Source organism: Kitasatospora sp. RG8 (assembly GCF_017813315.1).
Classification (GTDB): Bacteria; Actinomycetota; Actinomycetes; order Streptomycetales; family Streptomycetaceae; genus Kitasatospora.
Map to the genome: position 1 here is coordinate 131,284 of NZ_JAGIYX010000005.1, position 17,098 is coordinate 148,381.

Below are 17,098 nucleotides of genomic sequence, written 5' to 3' on the forward strand. Positions count from 1 at the left end.
CCGGACGCGGCGACTGCCAAGCCTCACCCGGTCATCTCAGAGCATTATTTGAGCTTGCCGGCCCGGTGGTGACCGACCCCGACCCCCTCCCCGCCACGGAACCGCAGGTGGGGGCGGTAAATCGGAGGCGGGCCGGGGCCGCGGCGGGCTACCGTGGCGCACCTATGACGACTCTGACGATCCGTAACTTCCGCCCGGCCGACGCCGGGGCCGTGGCCGCCGCCCACAGCGCGGGGCGCGAGCACCTGGTGCTCACCCCCGAGGTGTTCGTCTGGATGGACGCCAACCTCCCGGCCGGGCAGCACCACCGCACCCTGGTGGCCGAGCTCGACGGCCGGGTGGTCGGCGCACTGCGCTGCGGCCTGGTCACCGGCACGACGACCCGGGGCGTCGGCTACGCCAACGGCAGCATCCTGCCGGCGTACCGGCGGCGGGGTGCGTTCACGGCGCTGCTGGCCGAGGCCGAGGCGTACCTGGCCGGGCTCGGCGTCGCCGAGGTGCACAGCTGGGTGGACGAGGAGCCGGGCGCGCTGGAGTTCGCCGCGAACCGCGGCTTCACCGCCGGCCGGACGGCCCACTTCGCCCGCCGCGACCTGTCGCTGCCGCTCCCGGCCGCCCCCGACCTGCCGGCCGGTGTCGAGCTGCGCCCCGCGAGCGAGTGGGTGGAGGACCCGTACCCGATCTTCGTCATCGAGGCGGACGCGATCCGCGACGAGCCGGGCGAGGTCGCGATGGACGCCGCCGACTACGAGGAGTTCCTCCACGGCGACTGGGCCCGCCCGGACCTCGACCGCGAGCTGACGACGGTCGCCGTCCTGGACGGCGAGCCGGTCGCGTTCAGCGCGGTGCAGACGGACGGCGCGGACCGCTACTGGTCGGCGTTCTCGGCCTGCCGGCGGGACTTCCGGGGGCGGGGCCTGACCAAGCTCGCCAAGCTGGAGTCGCTGCGCCGGGCGCAGGCGGCGGGCTACCGGCGGGCGTACACCAGCAACGACGCGACCAACGCGCCGATGCTCGCCATCAACGAGTGGCTCGGGTACGAGCGCTGCGCGAGCGAGCGGAAGTTCGTCAAGCGGCTGGACGGATGACGGGCGGGCCGGGGGAGGCCTGCCCCGCAGGCCGTCCGTGGCGAGGCACGGGTCTTCACCCGAAGGGCTGAAGTGGGCGCATTGCCGACGGCGGGCGCCGGGTTGACGGCAGTGCCGGGAGTTCCCGGTGTTCTACGGGGCATCACCTCTCGGCAGACAGTTCGTGCCCGAGTCTTCCGTGCGGGGGATGCTATGGAGATCCTGCTTCAGGTCCTGGTCGGGTTCGTTCCGGCGGTCATCGGTTTTCTCGCCGCCCGCTCGCTCGCCCGCGCCCGGCTCTTTCTGCAGTACGGCTTCCTCCGCGCGCTGCTCGCGCCGTACAGCCGGGTGCAGATCATCACCCCCGGCATCGAGGTGGCGGAGTTCGCCTTCGCCAAGGACGGCCGCCGGCTGACCAGCCGGGGCCCGAGGAACGTCCTCTTCATGCCGATGGCCGAGGCGCGGGCGATAGCCCAACTCATCGACCTGCTGCGGAAGGTCAACCGGAAGGCGACGATAGAGCTGGTCGCGGCCGGCTCGCAGGACCCGAGGATGCCGACCTTCTCGATCGGCGGCCCGAGCGTCAACCGGTACTCGGCGAGCGTGCTCGGCGCGGCGTTCCCGGACTTCTGCATCGAGTACCCGGAGGCGGCCCGCGCCCGCTGGGGCGGGATGACCTTCGAGGCGCAGTACAACGCGGCGGACGAACTGATCCGGGATCACGGCTTCGTCTTCGTGACCCGTACCTCCCGGCAGGCGCCCTGCATCGTGGTCTGCGGGGTCTTCGCCTTCGGTTCGGCGATGGCGGTGGAGGCGCTGGCGGCCACCGGTCGGAAGTCGCCGCTGGCGGCGCTGTTCCGCAGCGGGGAGAAAGGATTCGCCGCCGTCGAGGGCCGGGTCATCGGCCTCGACACGGTGGACGTCACGGTGGAGGTCTGCCGGATCCTGCCCGCCGTCTGAGCAGCGGGCGGGCGCCGGGCACCGTGGATCCGGGGCCGGGCACCGTGGATCCGCGGCTCTGAGGCAGCCCGGGAGCAGGAAGTCGGCCGGTCCGACCTCCCGCGTTCACCGGTCCGTCCGTCCCCGTGCATTGAGACGAAATGGGCCGGACCGTGCCGGTGCGAAGTAGGACAGGTCAGGATGGTCCGGGACAGGAAATGGCTTGAATCACAAGCCTTTTACTCCCCTACCTGTCACATCATCGGCATAATCGCGCACATGACGATCAGCCGTGCGAACGTGAGCGCGATAGCCGAGGACCTGTACGTGTGGCTTCCGCCCAAGCGCGGCTGGGGGCTGGCCAACTGCGGGCTGCTGGCCTCGCCGGGGACCGCGCTCTGGATCGACACGCCCTACGACCCCTCCCTCGCCGCCGAGTTCCTCGCCGAGAGCCGGCAACGGCTGGCCGACGGCGTCACCGTCGACCGGATCGTCGTCACCCACGCCAACGGCGACCACCTCTGGGGCGCGGGCGTGCTCCCGGACGCCGAGGTGATCGCCACGCGCGAGGCGCTCGGCCACATCCACTGGGAGCCGAGCCCGAAGCAGCAGCACGCGCTCGTCACGGGCAGTGACCCGGCCTCGCTGCTCGGCGGCTACCTCCAGCGCCACTTCGGCCAGTTCGACTGGTCCGAGACCGAGCCCGTCCACCCGCAGACCGTCTTCAGCGGCGAGCTGGAGCTCCGGGTGGGGGAGTACCCCGTCCAGATCACCGCACTGCCGTCCGCGCACACCGGCGGCGACCTGATCGTCCACCTGCCGCACCAGCGCGCGGTGTTCACCGGCGACGTGATCTTCGGCTCGACGCCCGAGCAGCCCGGCGACCACCCCTCGCACTGGGCCGGCCCGCTGGAGAACGTCATCGGCGCCTGCGAGCAGGCCCTGGCCACCGGAGCCGAGATCTTCGTCCCCGGCCACGGCCCGGTGCTGGACCGCTCCGGCGTCCGGGACCACATCGCCTACCTCGGCTATGTCCGCGAGCGCGCGCACGCCCTGCACGAGGCCGGGACACCGGCGCTGGACGCCGCCCGGCGGATCATCGCCGAGCAGCGCCACCCCGAACTCGGCCTGCCCGAGCGGCTGGTGCTCACCGTCGCCGCCGAGTACCGGCACCTGGACGGCAGCGAGGTGCCGAACGTGCTGGAGGCCATGAGCCAGGTCGCCCTGGTGGCCAGGGAGCTGGACGAGGAGGCCGGCCGCCCGTCGCGGCCCCGGTCCGGGCAGGACGCCCCCGCGTCGGCCTGACCCGGCGCCCGCGCCCGCACCGGCGCACCCCCACCCCCTTCGATCGAGGACGTCCGAGGTTCGATGATGCAGATCGCGCTGCTCGCCCTGGCAGTGCTCGCAGCCGCCGCGCTCGCGGCGGCCGGTGTCCTGGCCCGCTTACGGACCCGCGCACTCGTCCGGGCCGTCGCCGCCGAGACGGCCGCCGCCCACGGCGAGGAACGGGCCCGCGCCGCCGACGGCCGGCTGGCCCGGGGCGAGCAGCAGCTCCGCGAGGCGCAGGCGCTCACCCGCCGGGCCACCGAGGAGGCGCAGCGCACCGAGACCCGGGCGCTGGCCGCGGAGGGCAGGGCCCGCGAGGCCGCCCAACGCACCGCCGAGGCGGAGCACCGTGCGGCCGAGGCCGAGCTGCACGCCCGCGCGGCCGAGGACCGCACCGCCGCGGCCGTCCGCCGGGCCGCCGAGGCCGACGAGCAGGTCCGCGCCCTGCTGGCCGAGATCGGCCACCTCGCCGCCGAGCGGGTGAGCGCCACCTCGCTGCGGCTCCTCCACCCCAGCGCTCCCGCCAACGGCCCGCTGGACCCGCAGGCCGTCGGCCCCGAGGCCGTGCGGCTGCTCCAGGCCGTCCTTGACGCCGCCGCCACCGCCGTCACCGACGAGCGCGAACGGGTCGACGCCGCCGCCCGCGCCGCGATGCGCGGTGCCACCTCCAAGATCCAGACGCTGCTCTACCAGATCCAGAGCCTGGTCCAGCAGCTCCAGCACGACAACGACGACCCCCGGCTGCTGGAGCTCGACTTCCGCAACGAGGTCGCGCTGCGCCGGATCCAGACCATCGCGGTGCTCTGCGAGGCCTGGCCCGGCCTGGCCCGGACCGACTCGCCGCTGGCCGAGGTGGTGCTCGGCGCGCTCTCCCGGGTGCCCGGCTACGCCCGGATCAAGGTCGCCAACCACCTGCGGGAGAACCGGCTGGCCGTGGTGGCCCGGGCGGCGGAGCCGCTCGCCATCGCCATCGCCGAGCTGCTCGCCAACGCCACCGCGTACTCGCACCCGGAGACCGACATCCCGGTCACCGTCCAGCAGGGCGGCCGTGGCGCGCTGGTGATCATCGACGACAGCGGCATCGGCATGGAGGAGGACCAGCTGGGCCGCGCCCGCCGTCTGCTGGCCGGTCCGCCCGAGGTGCTGCTCACCGAGCTGGGCAACCCTCCCAAGACCGGCTTCGCGGTGGCCGGCAAGCTGGCCCGGCAGTACGGCTTCGCCTGCCACATCGAGATCTCGCCCTACGGCGGCATGCGGACCATCGTGCGGATCCCGGCCGGGCTGCTGACCGTGGTGGACGCGGAGCAGCCGCTCTCGGTGCTCACCCCGCTGCCGCTGCGCGCCGGGGCGGGGCCGGCGCCCGCGCCGACCGTGCAGGTGGTGCCGGCGTCGTACGACGAGTCCGACGATCGGAACGGGCACGACGGGCCGGACGGGCACCACCTGCCGACCCGGCACGCCGCGCCGGCCATGCACGTCGTGCCGCCGGTGCACGAGGTGACGCCGGGGCCCGCCGCGCCGTCCGACGGCAGCGGCCTGCCCACCAGGCGCAGGCGCCAGCCGCTCGCCCAGCAGCCGGCCGGCGGCGCCGCCCGGGCCACCGCCGCCCAGGCCCTCGCGGGCGCGTCGACGGATGCCCCGACGGGTGCGCCGGACGACACGCTCACCGGCCTGGCCGGGCGGACCCCCGAGGAGGCCGCCGCCCGCTGGCAGGCGCTGCAACAGGGCACCGGCTCCGGCCGGGCCGCCGTCGCCCGGGCGGAGTCAGCGGAGGTCGGCCAACGGGCCGCCGAGGCCCTCCCGGCCGCCGTACGCCCGGCTCTCGACGGCCCCGACACGACGACCCCGGCCGCCGCCGGCACCGCCGACCGCAGCGGCCCCGACCGCACCGGCCCCGACCACATGGGCCCCGAGGCCGCCGGCCCGGGCCCGACCGGCCACCGCCCCGCCCAGCCCTCCGAAGGAGCAGAGCAGTGAGCAGCACGTCCAGCCTGACCGCCACCGACGAGATCTCGTGGGTGCTGACGCCGTTACTGGAGCTGCCGGGTGTCCTGCACGCGGTCATCGCGACCGGCGACGGCCTCGTCGAGGGGGCCTCGGACGGCCTCGGCCGCGCCTCCGCCGAGCGGGTCGCCGCGATGACGGCCACCGTGCACGCCGCGGCCCGCGCGTTCACCACCGCGTTCACCGACACCGAGCAGCCCCGGCTGGCGCAGACCGTGGTCGAGTCGGACCTGGGCTTCGCCATCGTCGTCCCGGCCGGTGAGAACACCTCGCTGGCGGTGTTCACCACCCCGGAGGCCCAACTCGGCAACGTGGCCTACCAGATGCAGGTCCAGGTCGCCGCTCTGGGCCACGCCCTGGCGAGCCCGGCCAGGCGGCAGGACGTCAGCGCCCGGTCATGACCGCCGTACCCCGCAGGAGGATGGTCCCTGCCTACCTGGCCACCGGCGGCCGGGCCCGCCCCGGCACGGAGGGCTTCGAACGGCTCACCGTGCTGCACGCCACGGGCGCCGAACCGCCGCAGGCGTTGCAGGACCTGGAGGGCGAGCACCGGCGCCTCTGGGAGCTGTTGCAGCCCGGCGCGCTGACCGTGGTGGAGGCCGCCGCCCACCTGCGGCTCCCGGTCAGCGCCACCGTCTTCCTCGCGGCCGACCTGGTCGAGGCGGGCTGTCTCCGGGCCCGCGCCCCGATCCCCCGCGCACAGCAGACCGACCGCTCCATCGTCGAGAGGCTCCTCGTTGGACTCCGCACTCTCCGGTAGCCCCGCCGGCAGCCGGCCGGGCGGCCAGGCCCAGGCTCCGGCTCCGGCCCAGGCTCCGGCTCCGGGCCTGGCTCCGGCTCCGGGCCTGGCTCCGGCTCCGGGCCTGGCTCCGGCTCCGGGCCAGGTTCCGGCTCCGGGCCAGGCCCAGGGCCGGGTGGGTTACCTGCCCGACCGGGACCAGACACTGATGAAGCTGGTCGTCGCCGGCCCGTTCGGGGTCGGCAAGACGACGCTCATCCGCACCCTCTCGGAGATCCCGACCCTCCACACGGAGGAGGCGATGACCGAGACCGGGGCCCCCGTCGACGACACCGCGCTCCTGCCGGGCAAGGCCACCACCACGGTCGCGGTCGACTTCGGCCGCCTGACCCTGCCCGGCCAGGTGGTGCTCTACATGTTCGGCACCCCCGGCCAGCGCCGCTTCTTCCCGCTCTGGCAGGACATCGCCCGCGGCGCCGTCGGCGCCCTGGTGCTGGCGGACACCCGCCGGCTGGCCGACTCCTTCGAGATCATGGACATGGTCGAGGAGCAGGGCCTGCCGTACGCGGTCGCCGTCAACTGCTTCCCGGACGCGCCCGGCCACGCGGCCGAGGTGCTCCGGGCGCACCTGGACCTCCACCCCGCCACCCCGCTGGTGCTCTGCGACGCCCGCGACCGCGGCGCCAGCCTGGACGCGCTGATCGCGCTGGCCGAGCACGTCCTGCACGGCCTGCCCGCAGCACCCGACGCCGCCCCGGAGCAGCCGTGACCAGCACCGACACCACCGGCACCACCGGCACCACCGGCACCACCGACACCACCGGCACCACCGGCACCGACACCACCGGCGCCACCCGCACCACCGGCTCCGGCACCCCCGCCACCGGAGCGGACGACGGGCCGATCGCGTTGCACGGCCCGGAGTTCGCCGCCGCCCCGAAACTCGTCTACGACCGGTTGCGCCGCTACGGCCCCGTCGCCCCGGTGGAGCTCGCCCCCGGGGTCGAGGCCCTGCTGGTCACCGACTACCAGGCCGCCCTGGACCTGCTGCGCGACACCGACACCTTCTCCAAGGACCCGCGGGCCTGGCCGGAGACCGTCCCGTCGGACTCGCCGCTGCAGCCGATGCTCGGCTTCCGCCCCACCGCCTTCTTCACCGACGGCGCCGAGCACGCCCGCTACCGCCAGGTGATCACCGACGGGCTCGCCCTGCTGGAACCGCACCTGCTCCAGCGCCGGATCGCCGAGGTCGCCCACCAGCTGATCGACGCCTTCGCGGCCACCGGCTCGGCCGACCTGATCGCCCAGTACGCGCGCCGGCTGCCGGCGTTCGTCTTCAACACCTGGTACGGCGTGCCGGAGGAGCACAGCGCCCGGCTGGTGGCCGGCATCGCGGACATGGTGGAGTCCACGGAGCAGTCGGTCGTCGCCTACACGGACCTCGTCGCGGTGGTGACCGAGATGGTCGCCGAGCGCCGCACACGGCCCCAGCGCGACCTGACCTCCTCGTTCCTCACCCACCCGGCCCGGCTGGACGACGACGAGGTGGTCCGGCAGATCACCCTCACCATGATCGCGGGGCACGAGCCGACCGCCAACCTGATCGGCAACGCGCTGCTGCGGCTGCTCACCGACGCCCGCTACGCCGGCTCGCTGTTCGGCGGCGCGATGACCGCGCACCAGGCGATCGACGAGGCGCTCTGGCACGAGCCGCCGATGGCCAACCTCTCCGCCCACTACCCGCGCTACGACGTCACCTTCCACGGCCGCGAGATCCCGGCCGGTTCGCTGGTGCTCGTCTCCTACGCGGCCGCCAACTCCCAGGCCGCGCCGTCCACCGACGGCCCCGGGCTGGGCAGCGGCCAGTCCGCCCACCTGGCCTGGTCGGCCGGCCCGCACGCGTGCCCGGCCCGCGACCCCGCGCTGCTGATCGCGATCACCGCCATCGAGCAGCTCACCAGCCGCCTCAGCGACCTCGAACTCGCGACGCCCGCCGGCAACCTGTTCTGGCGCCCGGGCCCCTTCCACCGGGCCCTGGTGCACCTGCCGGTCCGCTTCCAGCCCGTCCCGGGGTAGCCGGCGGGCGGCGGGGACGACCGCGGACAGCACGCAGGCCCGGGAACCGGACGGCGGTTCCCGGGCCTGCGGCACGCGGGGTCAGCCCTCGTCGGCCGGCTTCAGCGTCAGCGAGATGCTGTTGATGCAGTACCGCTGGTCGGTCGGCGTGCCGTAGCCCTCGCCCTCGAAGACGTGCCCGAGGTGCCCGCCGCACCTCGCGCACCGCACCTCGACCCGGCGCATGCCGAGCGTGGTGTCCTCGATGTACTGGACGCGGTCCCCGGCGAGCGGCGCGTAGTAGGACGGCCAGCCGCAGTGGCTGTCGAACTTGGTCTCCGAGCTGAACAGCTCGGCGCCGCAGGCGCGGCAGCCGTAGACGCCGACCGTCTTGGTGTCGGTGTACTCGCCGGTGAACGGGCGCTCGGTGCCGGCTTCGCGGAGGACGTGGTACTCCTCCGGCGAGAGCTGGGCGCGCCACTCGGCGTCGGTCTTCTCGATCTCGTAGCTCATCACACGCTCCCGGTCGACAGGTCCTCAGACGTTGGTGGCGACGTTCGCGAGGCGCCCCAGGCCCTGCCCCAATTCTTCCAGGATGGCCGGCCCGAGGTTGGTGACGTCGCCCGCGCCCATGGTGAGCAGCAGGTCGCCCGGGCGGGCCAGGCCGGCCAGCAGGGCGGGGGCGGCGTCGAAGGCGTGCTCGGGCGTGACGTCGGCGCCGGCCCGCCTGGCCGCGTCGATGATCAGCTCGCTGGTGACACCGGGGATCGGGTCCTCGCGGGCCGGGTAGATGTCGAGGACGACGGAGGCGTCGGCGAGGGCGAGCGCCTGGCCCATCTCCTCGGCGAGCTGCTGGGTGCGGCTGAACAGGTGCGGCTGGAAGACCACCAGCACCCGGCCCGCGCCCTCCAGGCCCTCGCGGATCGCCTCCAGGTCGGCGGCCATCTCGGTCGGGTGGTGGGCGTAGGAGTCGATCACCTGGACGCCGCCCGCCTCGCCCTTGAGCTGGAGCCGGCGCCGCACGCCGGTGTAGGCGCCGAGCGCCTTGGCGAGGTCGGCGGCCGGGACGCCGAGCGCGACGCCGGCGGCCAGCGCCGAGACCGCGTTGTGCGCGTAGTGCCGGCCGGGCACCGAGACGGTGAAGGACAGCTCGGCGCCGTCCAGCAGGACGGTGACCTCGCTGGTCATGCCGCGGGCGGCCACCGACAGGACGCGGACGTCGGCGTCCTCGGCGGCGCCGACGGTGACCACGTTCAGGCCGTCACGGCCGGCCACCCGCGAGGCCAGCTCGCGCGCACCCGCGTGGTCGGCGGAGACGACCAGGGTGCCGCCGGGGGTGATCCGGCCGACGAAGGTCTCGAAGGACTCGTAGATCTCGTCGATCGAGGCGTAGTTGGCGTGGTGGTCGAGCTCCACGTTGAGCACGATCGCGACCTCGGGCGCGTACTTGTGGAAGCTGCGGTCGCTCTCGTCGGCCTCGGCGACGAAGATCTCGCCGGTGCCGTGGTGGGCGTTGGAGCCGGGTGCGTCGAGGTCGCCGCCGATCGCGTACGAGGGGTCGAGGCCCAGCTCGCCGAGGGCGACGGCCAGCATGCTGGTGGTCGTGGTCTTGCCGTGGGTGCCGGCCACCGCCAGCGCCCGGCGGCCGCCCATCAGCGCGGCCAGCGCGTCGGAGCGGTGGACGACCGGGACGCCGCGCTCGCGGGCGGCGGCCAGCTCCGGGTTGTCGGCGCGGATCGCGCTGGAGACGACGACGCTGCTGACGCCCTCCGGCAGGTTCTCGGCGGCGTGGCCGATGTGCACGTCGGCGCCGAGCGCGCGCAGCGCCAGGACGGTCTCGGACTCCTTGGAGTCACTGCCGGAGACGCTGGCGCCGCGGACCGCGAGGATCTTCGCCAGGCCGGACATCCCGGCGCCGCCGATACCGATGAAGTGCGGGGCGTGCAGGTCGTGCGCGGCGTCGTTCAAGGCGGGGCTCCGTACGGGCGGGGGCAGGACAGGGGGACAGCTGGGGTCGGACGTGCGAATCGTCCTCGCGGACGGGCCGCAAGGACGATTCTGCACCACCGGCGGGTCGGCTCAGGAGTCGCTGGCGAACAGCCGCAGCACCGGGACGCCCACCTTGTGCCGGGCCTGGGAGGCCCAGTCGCGGTGGAAGAACTCCTCCACGAAGTGGGGCGAGGTGAGCACGACCACCTCGTCGGCCTCGTGCTCCTCGACCGCCGTGCGCAGCCGGTCCAGCGGCTTCTCCTCGACCAGCTCGCCGACCGCCTCGGCCCCGGCCGCGCGCAGGTGGCGCAGGCTGTGCTCCAGCGACTCGCTGGCCACCGTCGGCCCGCTCTCGGACTCGTCGTGCTCGTGCACCACCTTGTCGAGGTGTCCGAGCGCGACGTCGTCCAGGGCCCGCAGCAGCTCGTCCTGCTTGCCGCGCGGCTGCATCAGGACGACGAAGGACACCTTCTCGTCGCTGTGGAGCGTGGTGACCAGCTCCACATCGTCGTCGGAGAGCGCCTTTTCGATCATCAGTACCGTCTTGAACACGTGAGTCCCTTCCAGTGGCCGGCCCCCGGGCCCCGGCATCGCATCCCATACTGCCCGGCGGAAGCTTTCCGCACGCTGCCCACCCGTCACACGGGCCACGCGGACGAAGGCTCCCGACCGGGATCGGGATCACATTCCGGGGATCACGGGGTCGGCGAGGCCGAGTGCGGGTGAAGACGCAGGTAGCGGGTGAAGAGGAATCCTTTCTGCTCGATCAATGAGACCAGCCGCATCCGCTGCACGTCAGGCATTTGCGCATCGTGGATGATGCGCGGCGCGTCGCCGGCCGTGATCAACGGCGCCAGCGACAGACACAGCTCGTCCAGCAGGTCCTGGGCCGCCAGCTGTCCCAGCAGCCGCGGGCCGCCCTCGCTCAGCAACCTCGTCCAGCCCCGTGCGGCCAGCGCCGCGACCGCTGCCCGCAGGTCCACCGAGCCGCGGCCGGCCTGCACCACGTCGGCCACCTCGGCCACCGCGCGCAGGCCCTCCGCCGGGGCGTCCTCGGTGGTGATCACCACCGTCCGCACCAGCGGCTCGGTGAACAGCGGCGCCGCCAGGTTCAGCCCCAGCGAGCGGCTGACCACCGCGATGGCCGGAGCCGGGGCCTGCCCGGCCGCCCGGCGCGCCTGCGCGAACTCGGCCCGCGCCCGCCCGGGGCGGTAACCCTCGGCGCGGACCGTCTCGGCACCCACCAGCACCACGTCCGACAGCGCCCGCAGCACCCCGAAGATCCGCTTGTCGGCGTCCCCGGAGAGCCCCTCGGAGAGCCCGTCCAGCTTCGCCCCGCCGTCCAGGCCGGACACCATGTTGGCGCGCAGCCACGGCCGGCCGTGATTCACCTGGTCGGGGTACGCGTAGACGGCGGCCAGCGACTCCAGCGAGGCCGGATCGGCGAAAGACTGGGCGAGCGGGCTGATCAACTGTTGCATACCGCCAGTCTTCCACCGGCCTCCACCGGTGGCCCCGCCCTGAGGCGTGCACGACCAGGCGTACCCTCTACTACCGTGCCCGCAGCAGCCCCACACCCCGACGCCGCGACCGAGGCCGGGTCGATAACCCCCGCCCCCGTCGCGCTCACCGACCGGCGCCCCGTCGTTCCCGCCGAGCGCCTGGTCGCCGAGATGGTCCCCCCGCCCCGCTTCTCCGACGTGAGCTTCGGGACGTACATCCCCGACGCGACGCAGCCCAGCCAGTACGAGGCCGTGCAGGTGCTGGAGCAGTTCGCCGGCACGCTCAACAGCGTCAACGGCGCGGCCCCGAGGCGCAGCTGGTTCCGCCGCAGCGCCCCCGCGCCCAGCGGCCCGGCCGGCGTCTACCTGGACGGCGGCTACGGCGTCGGCAAGACCCACCTGCTCGCCTCGCTCTGGCACGCCGCGCCCGGCCCCAAGGCCTTCGGCACCTTCGTCGAGCTGACCAACCTGGTCGGCGCGCTCGGCTTCCAGCAGGCCGTGCAGACCCTCTCCGGCCACCGGCTGCTCTGCATCGACGAGTTCGAGCTGGACGACCCGGGCGACACCGTCCTCGTCTCCACCCTGCTCGGCCGCCTGGTCGAGAACGGCGTCAAGCTCTGCGCCACCTCCAACACGCTGCCCGAGAAGCTCGGCGAGGGCCGGTTCGCCGCCGCCGACTTCCTGCGCGAGATCCAGGGCCTCTCCGCGCACTTCCGCCCGATGCGGATCGACGGCCAGGACTACCGCCACCGCGGCCTCCCGGACGCCCCGCCGCCGTACGCCGACGCACACGTGGACGCCGTCGCCGCCCGCACCCCGGGCGCCTCGCTGGACGACTTCGGCGCGCTGCTGGACCACCTCTCCGCCGTCCACCCCAGCCGCTACGGCGCCCTGCTGGACGACGTGCAGGCGGTCTGCCTGCGGGGCGTGCGGCAGGTCGACGACCAGTCCACCGCGCTGCGCCTGGTCGTCCTCGCGGACCGGATGTACGACCGCGAGCTGCCGATCACCGCCTCCGGCATCCCCTTCGACCAGGTCTTCCCGGAGGAGATGCTCCGCGGCGGCTACCGCAAGAAGTACCTGCGCGCGGTCTCCCGCCTGGTCGCCCTCGCCCGCGACAGCGCGAAGGGCTGACGCGGGGGCCGGGCCCGCGGCCCCCGCGCGGGATCACGCGTTGGCGCCCGTGTTGTCAGTGGTGGGTCGTACGGTGGACTCGTGCGACCCATCACGAGCATTGAGCGGTCAGAGGCGCCCTTCGAGGTCGTCAGCCCCTTCCAGCCCAACGGCGACCAGCCGGCGGCCATCGCCGAGCTGGAGCGCCGGATCCGCGCGGGGGAGAAGGACGTCGTCCTGCTCGGTGCCACCGGTACCGGCAAGTCGGCCACCACGGCGTGGATGATCGAGAAGCTCCAGCGCCCCACCCTGGTGATGGCGCCGAACAAGACGCTGGCGGCCCAGCTGGCCAACGAGTTCCGCGAGCTGCTGCCGAACAACGCGGTCGAGTACTTCGTCTCGTACTACGACTACTACCAGCCCGAGGCGTACGTCCCGCAGACGGACACCTACATCGAGAAGGACTCCTCGATCAACGAGGAGGTCGAGCGGCTGCGCCACTCCGCGACCAACTCGCTGCTCACCCGCCGGGACGTGGTGGTGGTCGCCTCCGTCTCCTGCATCTACGGCCTCGGCACCCCGCAGGAGTACGTCGACCGGATGGTGCGGCTCAAGGTCGGCGAGGAGATCGACCGCGACGTCCTGCTCCGCCGCTTCGTCGACATCCAGTACACCCGCAACGACCTCGCCTTCACCCGCGGCACCTTCCGGGTCCGCGGCGACACCATCGAGATCTTCCCGGTCTACGAGGAGCTGGCCGTCCGGATCGAGATGTTCGGCGACGAGATCGAGGCGCTGTACACCCTGCACCCGCTCACCGGCGAGATCATCAGCCAGGACGACTCCGTGCACGTCTTCCCGGCCTCCCACTACGTGGCCGGCCCGGAGCGCATGGAGCGCGCGGTCAACGACATCGAGCGGGAGCTGGAGCAGACGCTCGCCAGGATGGAGAAGCAGGGCAAGTTGCTGGAGGCCCAGCGGCTGCGGATGCGCACCACCTACGACATCGAGATGCTCCGCCAGATCGGCACCTGCTCCGGCGTGGAGAACTACTCGATGCACTTCGACGGCCGCGAGCCCGGCTCCCCGCCGAACACGCTGCTCGACTACTTCCCGGAGGACTTCCTCCTGGTCATCGACGAGTCGCACGTCACCGTCCCGCAGATCGGTGCGATGTACGAGGGCGACGCCTCGCGCAAGCGCACCCTGGTCGAGCACGGCTTCCGGCTGCCCTCCGCGATGGACAACCGCCCGCTCAAGTGGGAGGAGTTCCTGGAGCGGGTCGACCAGACCGTGTACCTCTCGGCCACCCCGGGCCCGTACGAGCTGTCGCGCGGCGACGGCCAGGTCGAGCAGATCATCCGCCCGACCGGCCTGATCGACCCCGAGGTGATCGTCAAGCCGACCGAGGGCCAGATCGACGACCTGGTGCACGAGGTCCGCAAGCGGGTCGAGCGGGACGAGCGCGTCCTGGTCACCACGCTCACCAAGAAGATGGCCGAGGACCTCACCGACTACATGCTCGGCCTGGACATCCGGGTCCGGTACCTGCACAGCGACGTCGACACGCTGCGCCGGGTCGAGCTGCTGCGCGAGCTGCGGGCCGGCCGGTACGACGTGCTGGTCGGCATCAACCTGCTCCGCGAGGGCCTCGACCTGCCCGAGGTCTCCCTGGTGGCGATCCTGGACGCGGACAAGGAGGGCTTCCTGCGCTCCGGCACCTCGCTGATCCAGACCATCGGCCGCGCCGCCCGCAACGTCTCCGGCGAGGTCCACATGTACGCGGACCGGATCACCCCCTCGATGGAGAAGGCGATCGAGGAGACCAACCGCCGCCGGGACGTCCAGCAGGCCTACAACAAGAAGCACGGCATCGACCCGCAGCCGCTGCGCAAGAAGATCGGCGACATCCTGGACACCCTCGCCCGCGAGGACGTGGACACCGACGAGCTGCTCTCCACCGGGTACCGGGGTTCGGCCGCCAAGGGCAAGGCCCCGGTGCCGGCGCTCGGCGCGGACCGCAAGCCGGCCAAGTCCATGCCGGCCGCCGAGCTCGCCGACCTGATCCAGTCGATGACGGACCGGATGCACGCGGCCGCGACGGACCTCCAGTTCGAGGTCGCGGCCCGGCTGCGCGACGAGGTCAAGGAGCTGAAGAAGGAGCTGCGGCAGATGCGCGAGGCCGGCATCGCCTGACGCCTCCGGGCGTACCGCCGCGGGGCTTGGCCGGTTCTGACACCGGTCAAGCCCCGGGGTGTCTCAGCCTTGCCACAAACGGGTAGACGCTGACCGGTGCGCCCGACCGCAGGCCATAGGCTTGTCTGCGGTGCCGTCCGGGGACGAGGGCGGTCGCACCAGGGGGCCTCAGCCGGGGGACGGCAACGGGGTGTTCCACCGTGGAGCCGGCGCGGAGACCGACCGCGCGGCTGGGCAGAGAGGACAACGCCGTGTCGGTGAACCTTGCCAAGGGGCAGCAGGTCAGCCTGCAGAAGGGTTCGGGCGAATCGCTGACCATCGTCCGGATGGGGCTGGGGTGGAAGGCGGCGCCCAAGCGGGGCCTCTTCGGCAGCCGCACCCGGCAGATCGACCTGGACGCCTCGGCGCTGCTGTACGCCGAGCAGACCCCGTCCGACGTGGTCTTCTTCCAGCACCTGGAGAGCAACGACGGGTCCGTCCGGCACACCGGCGACAACCTGGTCGGCGGCACCGGTGCGGGCGGGGACGACGAGTCGATCCTGGTCGACCTGGTGCACGTGCCGGCGCACATCACCCAGGTGGTGTTCACGGTCAGCTCCTACACCGGGCAGACCTTCGCCGAGGTGCAGAACGCGTACTGCCGGCTGGTGGACGAGTCCACCGGTCTGGAGCTGGCCCGGTACGAGCTGGCCGGCGGCGGCCCGCACACCGGGCAGATCATGGCCAAGGTGTTCCGCGAGCCGTCCGGCGGCTGGGGCATGCAGGCGATCGGCGCGCCCGCGCGGGGCCGGACCTTCCAGGACCTGCTGCCGGCCATCGAGCCGTTCCTCTAGGCGCCGGGCGAAGCACCCGGGGAGGGCCTGCGCGAGGTACCCCGCGGAGGCGCCTCGCGCAGGCCCCCCGGGCGCCCGGGAAGGGGGGGAGTGCGGGGCGGTTCTTTACCTTCTTTACCTTTCTTTGGACTTCCTGTTACTCTCGAGGGCAGCGGAGGGGAGTATTCCCCCGCAGTCGTCCCGTCATCACGGGCGCCCTCGCGAGCGGCGCCCCGGGGCACTGGTCCGCGGGCGCGCCAGAGCGGGTCCGACGGGCGGAAGAGACCTCCGGCAAGTGACGATGACTGTCTCGCCTACCTGCCGGAGGAGCAGTAAGTGGACGTTTCCGTAAGCATGTGGGTCGGCACGATCGGTGTGTTGCTGGCGCTGATCGTGGCCGATTTCTTCATCGGCGGACGCAAGCCGCACGAGGTGTCGATCAAGGAAGCCGGGATCTGGACCGCGGTCTGGGTCGTGCTGGCCGTGGTCTTCGGCGGTTTCCTCTGGTGGCACTCCGGCGCGCAGCCGGCCGGCGAGTTCTTCGCCGGTTACATCACCGAGAAGTCGCTCAGTGTCGACAACCTGTTCGTGTTCATTCTGATCATGGGCAAGTTCGCGGTTCCGCGGATCTACCAGCAGCGCGTGCTGATGTTCGGCGTGATCATCGCGCTGGTGCTGCGGGCGGTCTTCATCGCGGGCGGCGCGGCGCTGGTGGCGCAGTTCTCCTGGGTGTTCTTCATCTTCGGCGCCTTCCTGATCTGGACGGCGTGGAAGCTGATCAAGGAGGCCCGGGCCGACGAGGAGGACGAGGAGTTCGAGGAGAACCGTCTGCTCAAGTCCATCGAGCAGCGCTTCCCGTCGACGGACAAGTACCACGGCACCAAGCTGTTCATCCGGGAGAACGGCCGCCGGCTGATGACCCCGATGCTGATCGTCATGCTGGCGATCGGCACCACGGACGTCCTCTTCGCGCTGGACTCCATCCCGGCGATCTTCGGCCTCACCCAGGACCCGTACATCGTCTTCACCGCCAACGCCTTCGCCCTGATGGGTCTGCGCCAGCTGTACTTCCTGATCGGCGGCCTGCTGAAGAAGCTGGTCCACCTCTCGTACGGCCTGTCGGTGATCCTCGGCTTCATCGGCGTGAAGCTGGTCCTGCACGCCGCCCACGAGGCCGGCGCGAACGTGCCGGAGATCGGCATCCCGCTCTCCCTGGGCGTCATCGTCGTCGTCCTGGCCGTCACCACGGTGACCAGCCTGATGGCCTCGAAGAAGCAGGAGCGGGAAGCGGTGGAGTCGGAGAAGATCGACGCCTGACCCCCTCTCGTACGACGGCGGGCCCGCGACCTGGCAGAG

Annotated in this window: 16 protein-coding genes; 12 read left to right on the forward strand and 4 right to left on the reverse strand. The window is 72.8% G+C overall.

The genetic code is table 11. The features are described 5' to 3' along the window. The first annotated feature begins 164 nt into the window (after positions 1–164). From J5Y04_RS10440 to J5Y04_RS41530, 8 genes are all read left to right on the forward strand, one after another. The gene (locus J5Y04_RS10440) at positions 165–1,088 is read left to right on the forward strand and encodes a GNAT family N-acetyltransferase (RefSeq protein WP_209411675.1); all 924 of its coding nucleotides are present in this window, start codon (positions 165–167) and stop codon (positions 1,086–1,088) included. A gap of 192 nt (positions 1,089–1,280) precedes the next feature. Beyond that, entirely contained in the window at positions 1,281–2,027 is a 747-nt protein-coding gene (locus J5Y04_RS10445; protein ID WP_209411676.1) for a hypothetical protein, read from the forward strand. 258 nt (positions 2,028–2,285) lie between these two features. Continuing rightward, positions 2,286–3,311: an MBL fold metallo-hydrolase gene (locus J5Y04_RS10450; RefSeq protein ID WP_209411677.1), complete on the forward strand. Its 1,026-nt coding sequence runs from the start codon at positions 2,286–2,288 to the stop codon at positions 3,309–3,311. A gap of 63 nt (positions 3,312–3,374) precedes the next feature. Continuing rightward, a complete protein-coding gene (locus J5Y04_RS10455) occupies positions 3,375–5,309 on the forward strand; it encodes an ATP-binding protein (protein WP_209411678.1) in 1,935 nt (644 codons plus the stop codon). Continuing rightward, positions 5,306–5,737, forward strand: coding sequence for a roadblock/LC7 domain-containing protein (locus J5Y04_RS10460; RefSeq protein WP_307853043.1), 432 nt, complete (start codon positions 5,306–5,308; stop codon positions 5,735–5,737). Before J5Y04_RS10455 ends, J5Y04_RS10460 begins: the two co-directional genes overlap by 4 nt. Beyond that, positions 5,734–6,096, forward strand: a complete 363-nt coding sequence (locus tag J5Y04_RS10465) for a DUF742 domain-containing protein (protein WP_148642558.1) — start codon at positions 5,734–5,736, stop codon at positions 6,094–6,096. Before J5Y04_RS10460 ends, J5Y04_RS10465 begins: the two co-directional genes overlap by 4 nt. Positions 6,097–6,283: 187 nt before the next feature. Further along, positions 6,284–6,844, forward strand: coding sequence for an ATP/GTP-binding protein (locus J5Y04_RS10470; RefSeq protein WP_209411679.1), 561 nt, complete (start codon positions 6,284–6,286; stop codon positions 6,842–6,844). Further along, a complete protein-coding gene (locus tag J5Y04_RS41530) occupies positions 6,841–8,151 on the forward strand; it encodes a cytochrome P450 (RefSeq protein WP_374105979.1) in 1,311 nt (436 codons plus the stop codon). The genes J5Y04_RS10470 and J5Y04_RS41530 overlap by 4 nt, the downstream gene beginning before the upstream one ends. 81 nt (positions 8,152–8,232) lie before the next feature. Here the strand turns inward: J5Y04_RS41530 and msrB are convergent, their stop codons facing one another. From msrB to J5Y04_RS10495, 4 genes are all read right to left on the reverse strand, one after another. Then, the gene (gene msrB / locus J5Y04_RS10480; RefSeq protein WP_209411680.1) at positions 8,233–8,643 is read right to left on the reverse strand and encodes a peptide-methionine (R)-S-oxide reductase MsrB; all 411 of its coding nucleotides are present in this window, start codon (positions 8,641–8,643) and stop codon (positions 8,233–8,235) included. 24 nt (positions 8,644–8,667) lie between these two features. Further along, positions 8,668–10,098 (reverse strand): UDP-N-acetylmuramate--L-alanine ligase, encoded by a 1,431-nt coding sequence (gene murC / locus J5Y04_RS10485; protein WP_305852826.1) that lies wholly within the window; start codon positions 10,096–10,098, stop codon positions 8,668–8,670. A 111-nt stretch (positions 10,099–10,209) separates the two neighbouring features. Next, entirely contained in the window at positions 10,210–10,671 is a 462-nt protein-coding gene (locus J5Y04_RS10490; RefSeq protein WP_209411681.1) for an indole-3-glycerol phosphate synthase, read from the reverse strand. Positions 10,672–10,814: 143 nt separating this feature from the next. Further along, entirely contained in the window at positions 10,815–11,600 is a 786-nt protein-coding gene (locus tag J5Y04_RS10495) for a pyrimidine reductase family protein (protein ID WP_209411682.1), read from the reverse strand. Positions 11,601–11,675: 75 nt separating this feature from the next. Here J5Y04_RS10495 and zapE point away from each other — a divergent pair, with 75 nt between their 5' ends. The 4 genes from zapE to J5Y04_RS10515 all read left to right on the forward strand — a co-directional run bounded on the left by zapE (position 11,676) and on the right by J5Y04_RS10515 (position 17,059). After that, complete coding sequence (gene zapE, locus J5Y04_RS10500; protein WP_209411683.1) at positions 11,676–12,755, forward strand: cell division protein ZapE; 1,080 nt, start codon at positions 11,676–11,678, stop codon at positions 12,753–12,755. Between the two features lie 81 nt (positions 12,756–12,836). After that, the gene (gene uvrB / locus J5Y04_RS10505) at positions 12,837–14,930 is read left to right on the forward strand and encodes an excinuclease ABC subunit UvrB (RefSeq protein WP_209411684.1); all 2,094 of its coding nucleotides are present in this window, start codon (positions 12,837–12,839) and stop codon (positions 14,928–14,930) included. 251 nt (positions 14,931–15,181) lie between these two features. Beyond that, complete coding sequence (locus J5Y04_RS10510) at positions 15,182–15,763, forward strand: TerD family protein (RefSeq protein ID WP_148642552.1); 582 nt, start codon at positions 15,182–15,184, stop codon at positions 15,761–15,763. A gap of 315 nt (positions 15,764–16,078) precedes the next feature. Then, positions 16,079–17,059, forward strand: coding sequence for a TerC family protein (locus J5Y04_RS10515; RefSeq protein WP_209411685.1), 981 nt, complete (start codon positions 16,079–16,081; stop codon positions 17,057–17,059). Positions 17,060–17,098: the final 39 nt, after the last annotated feature.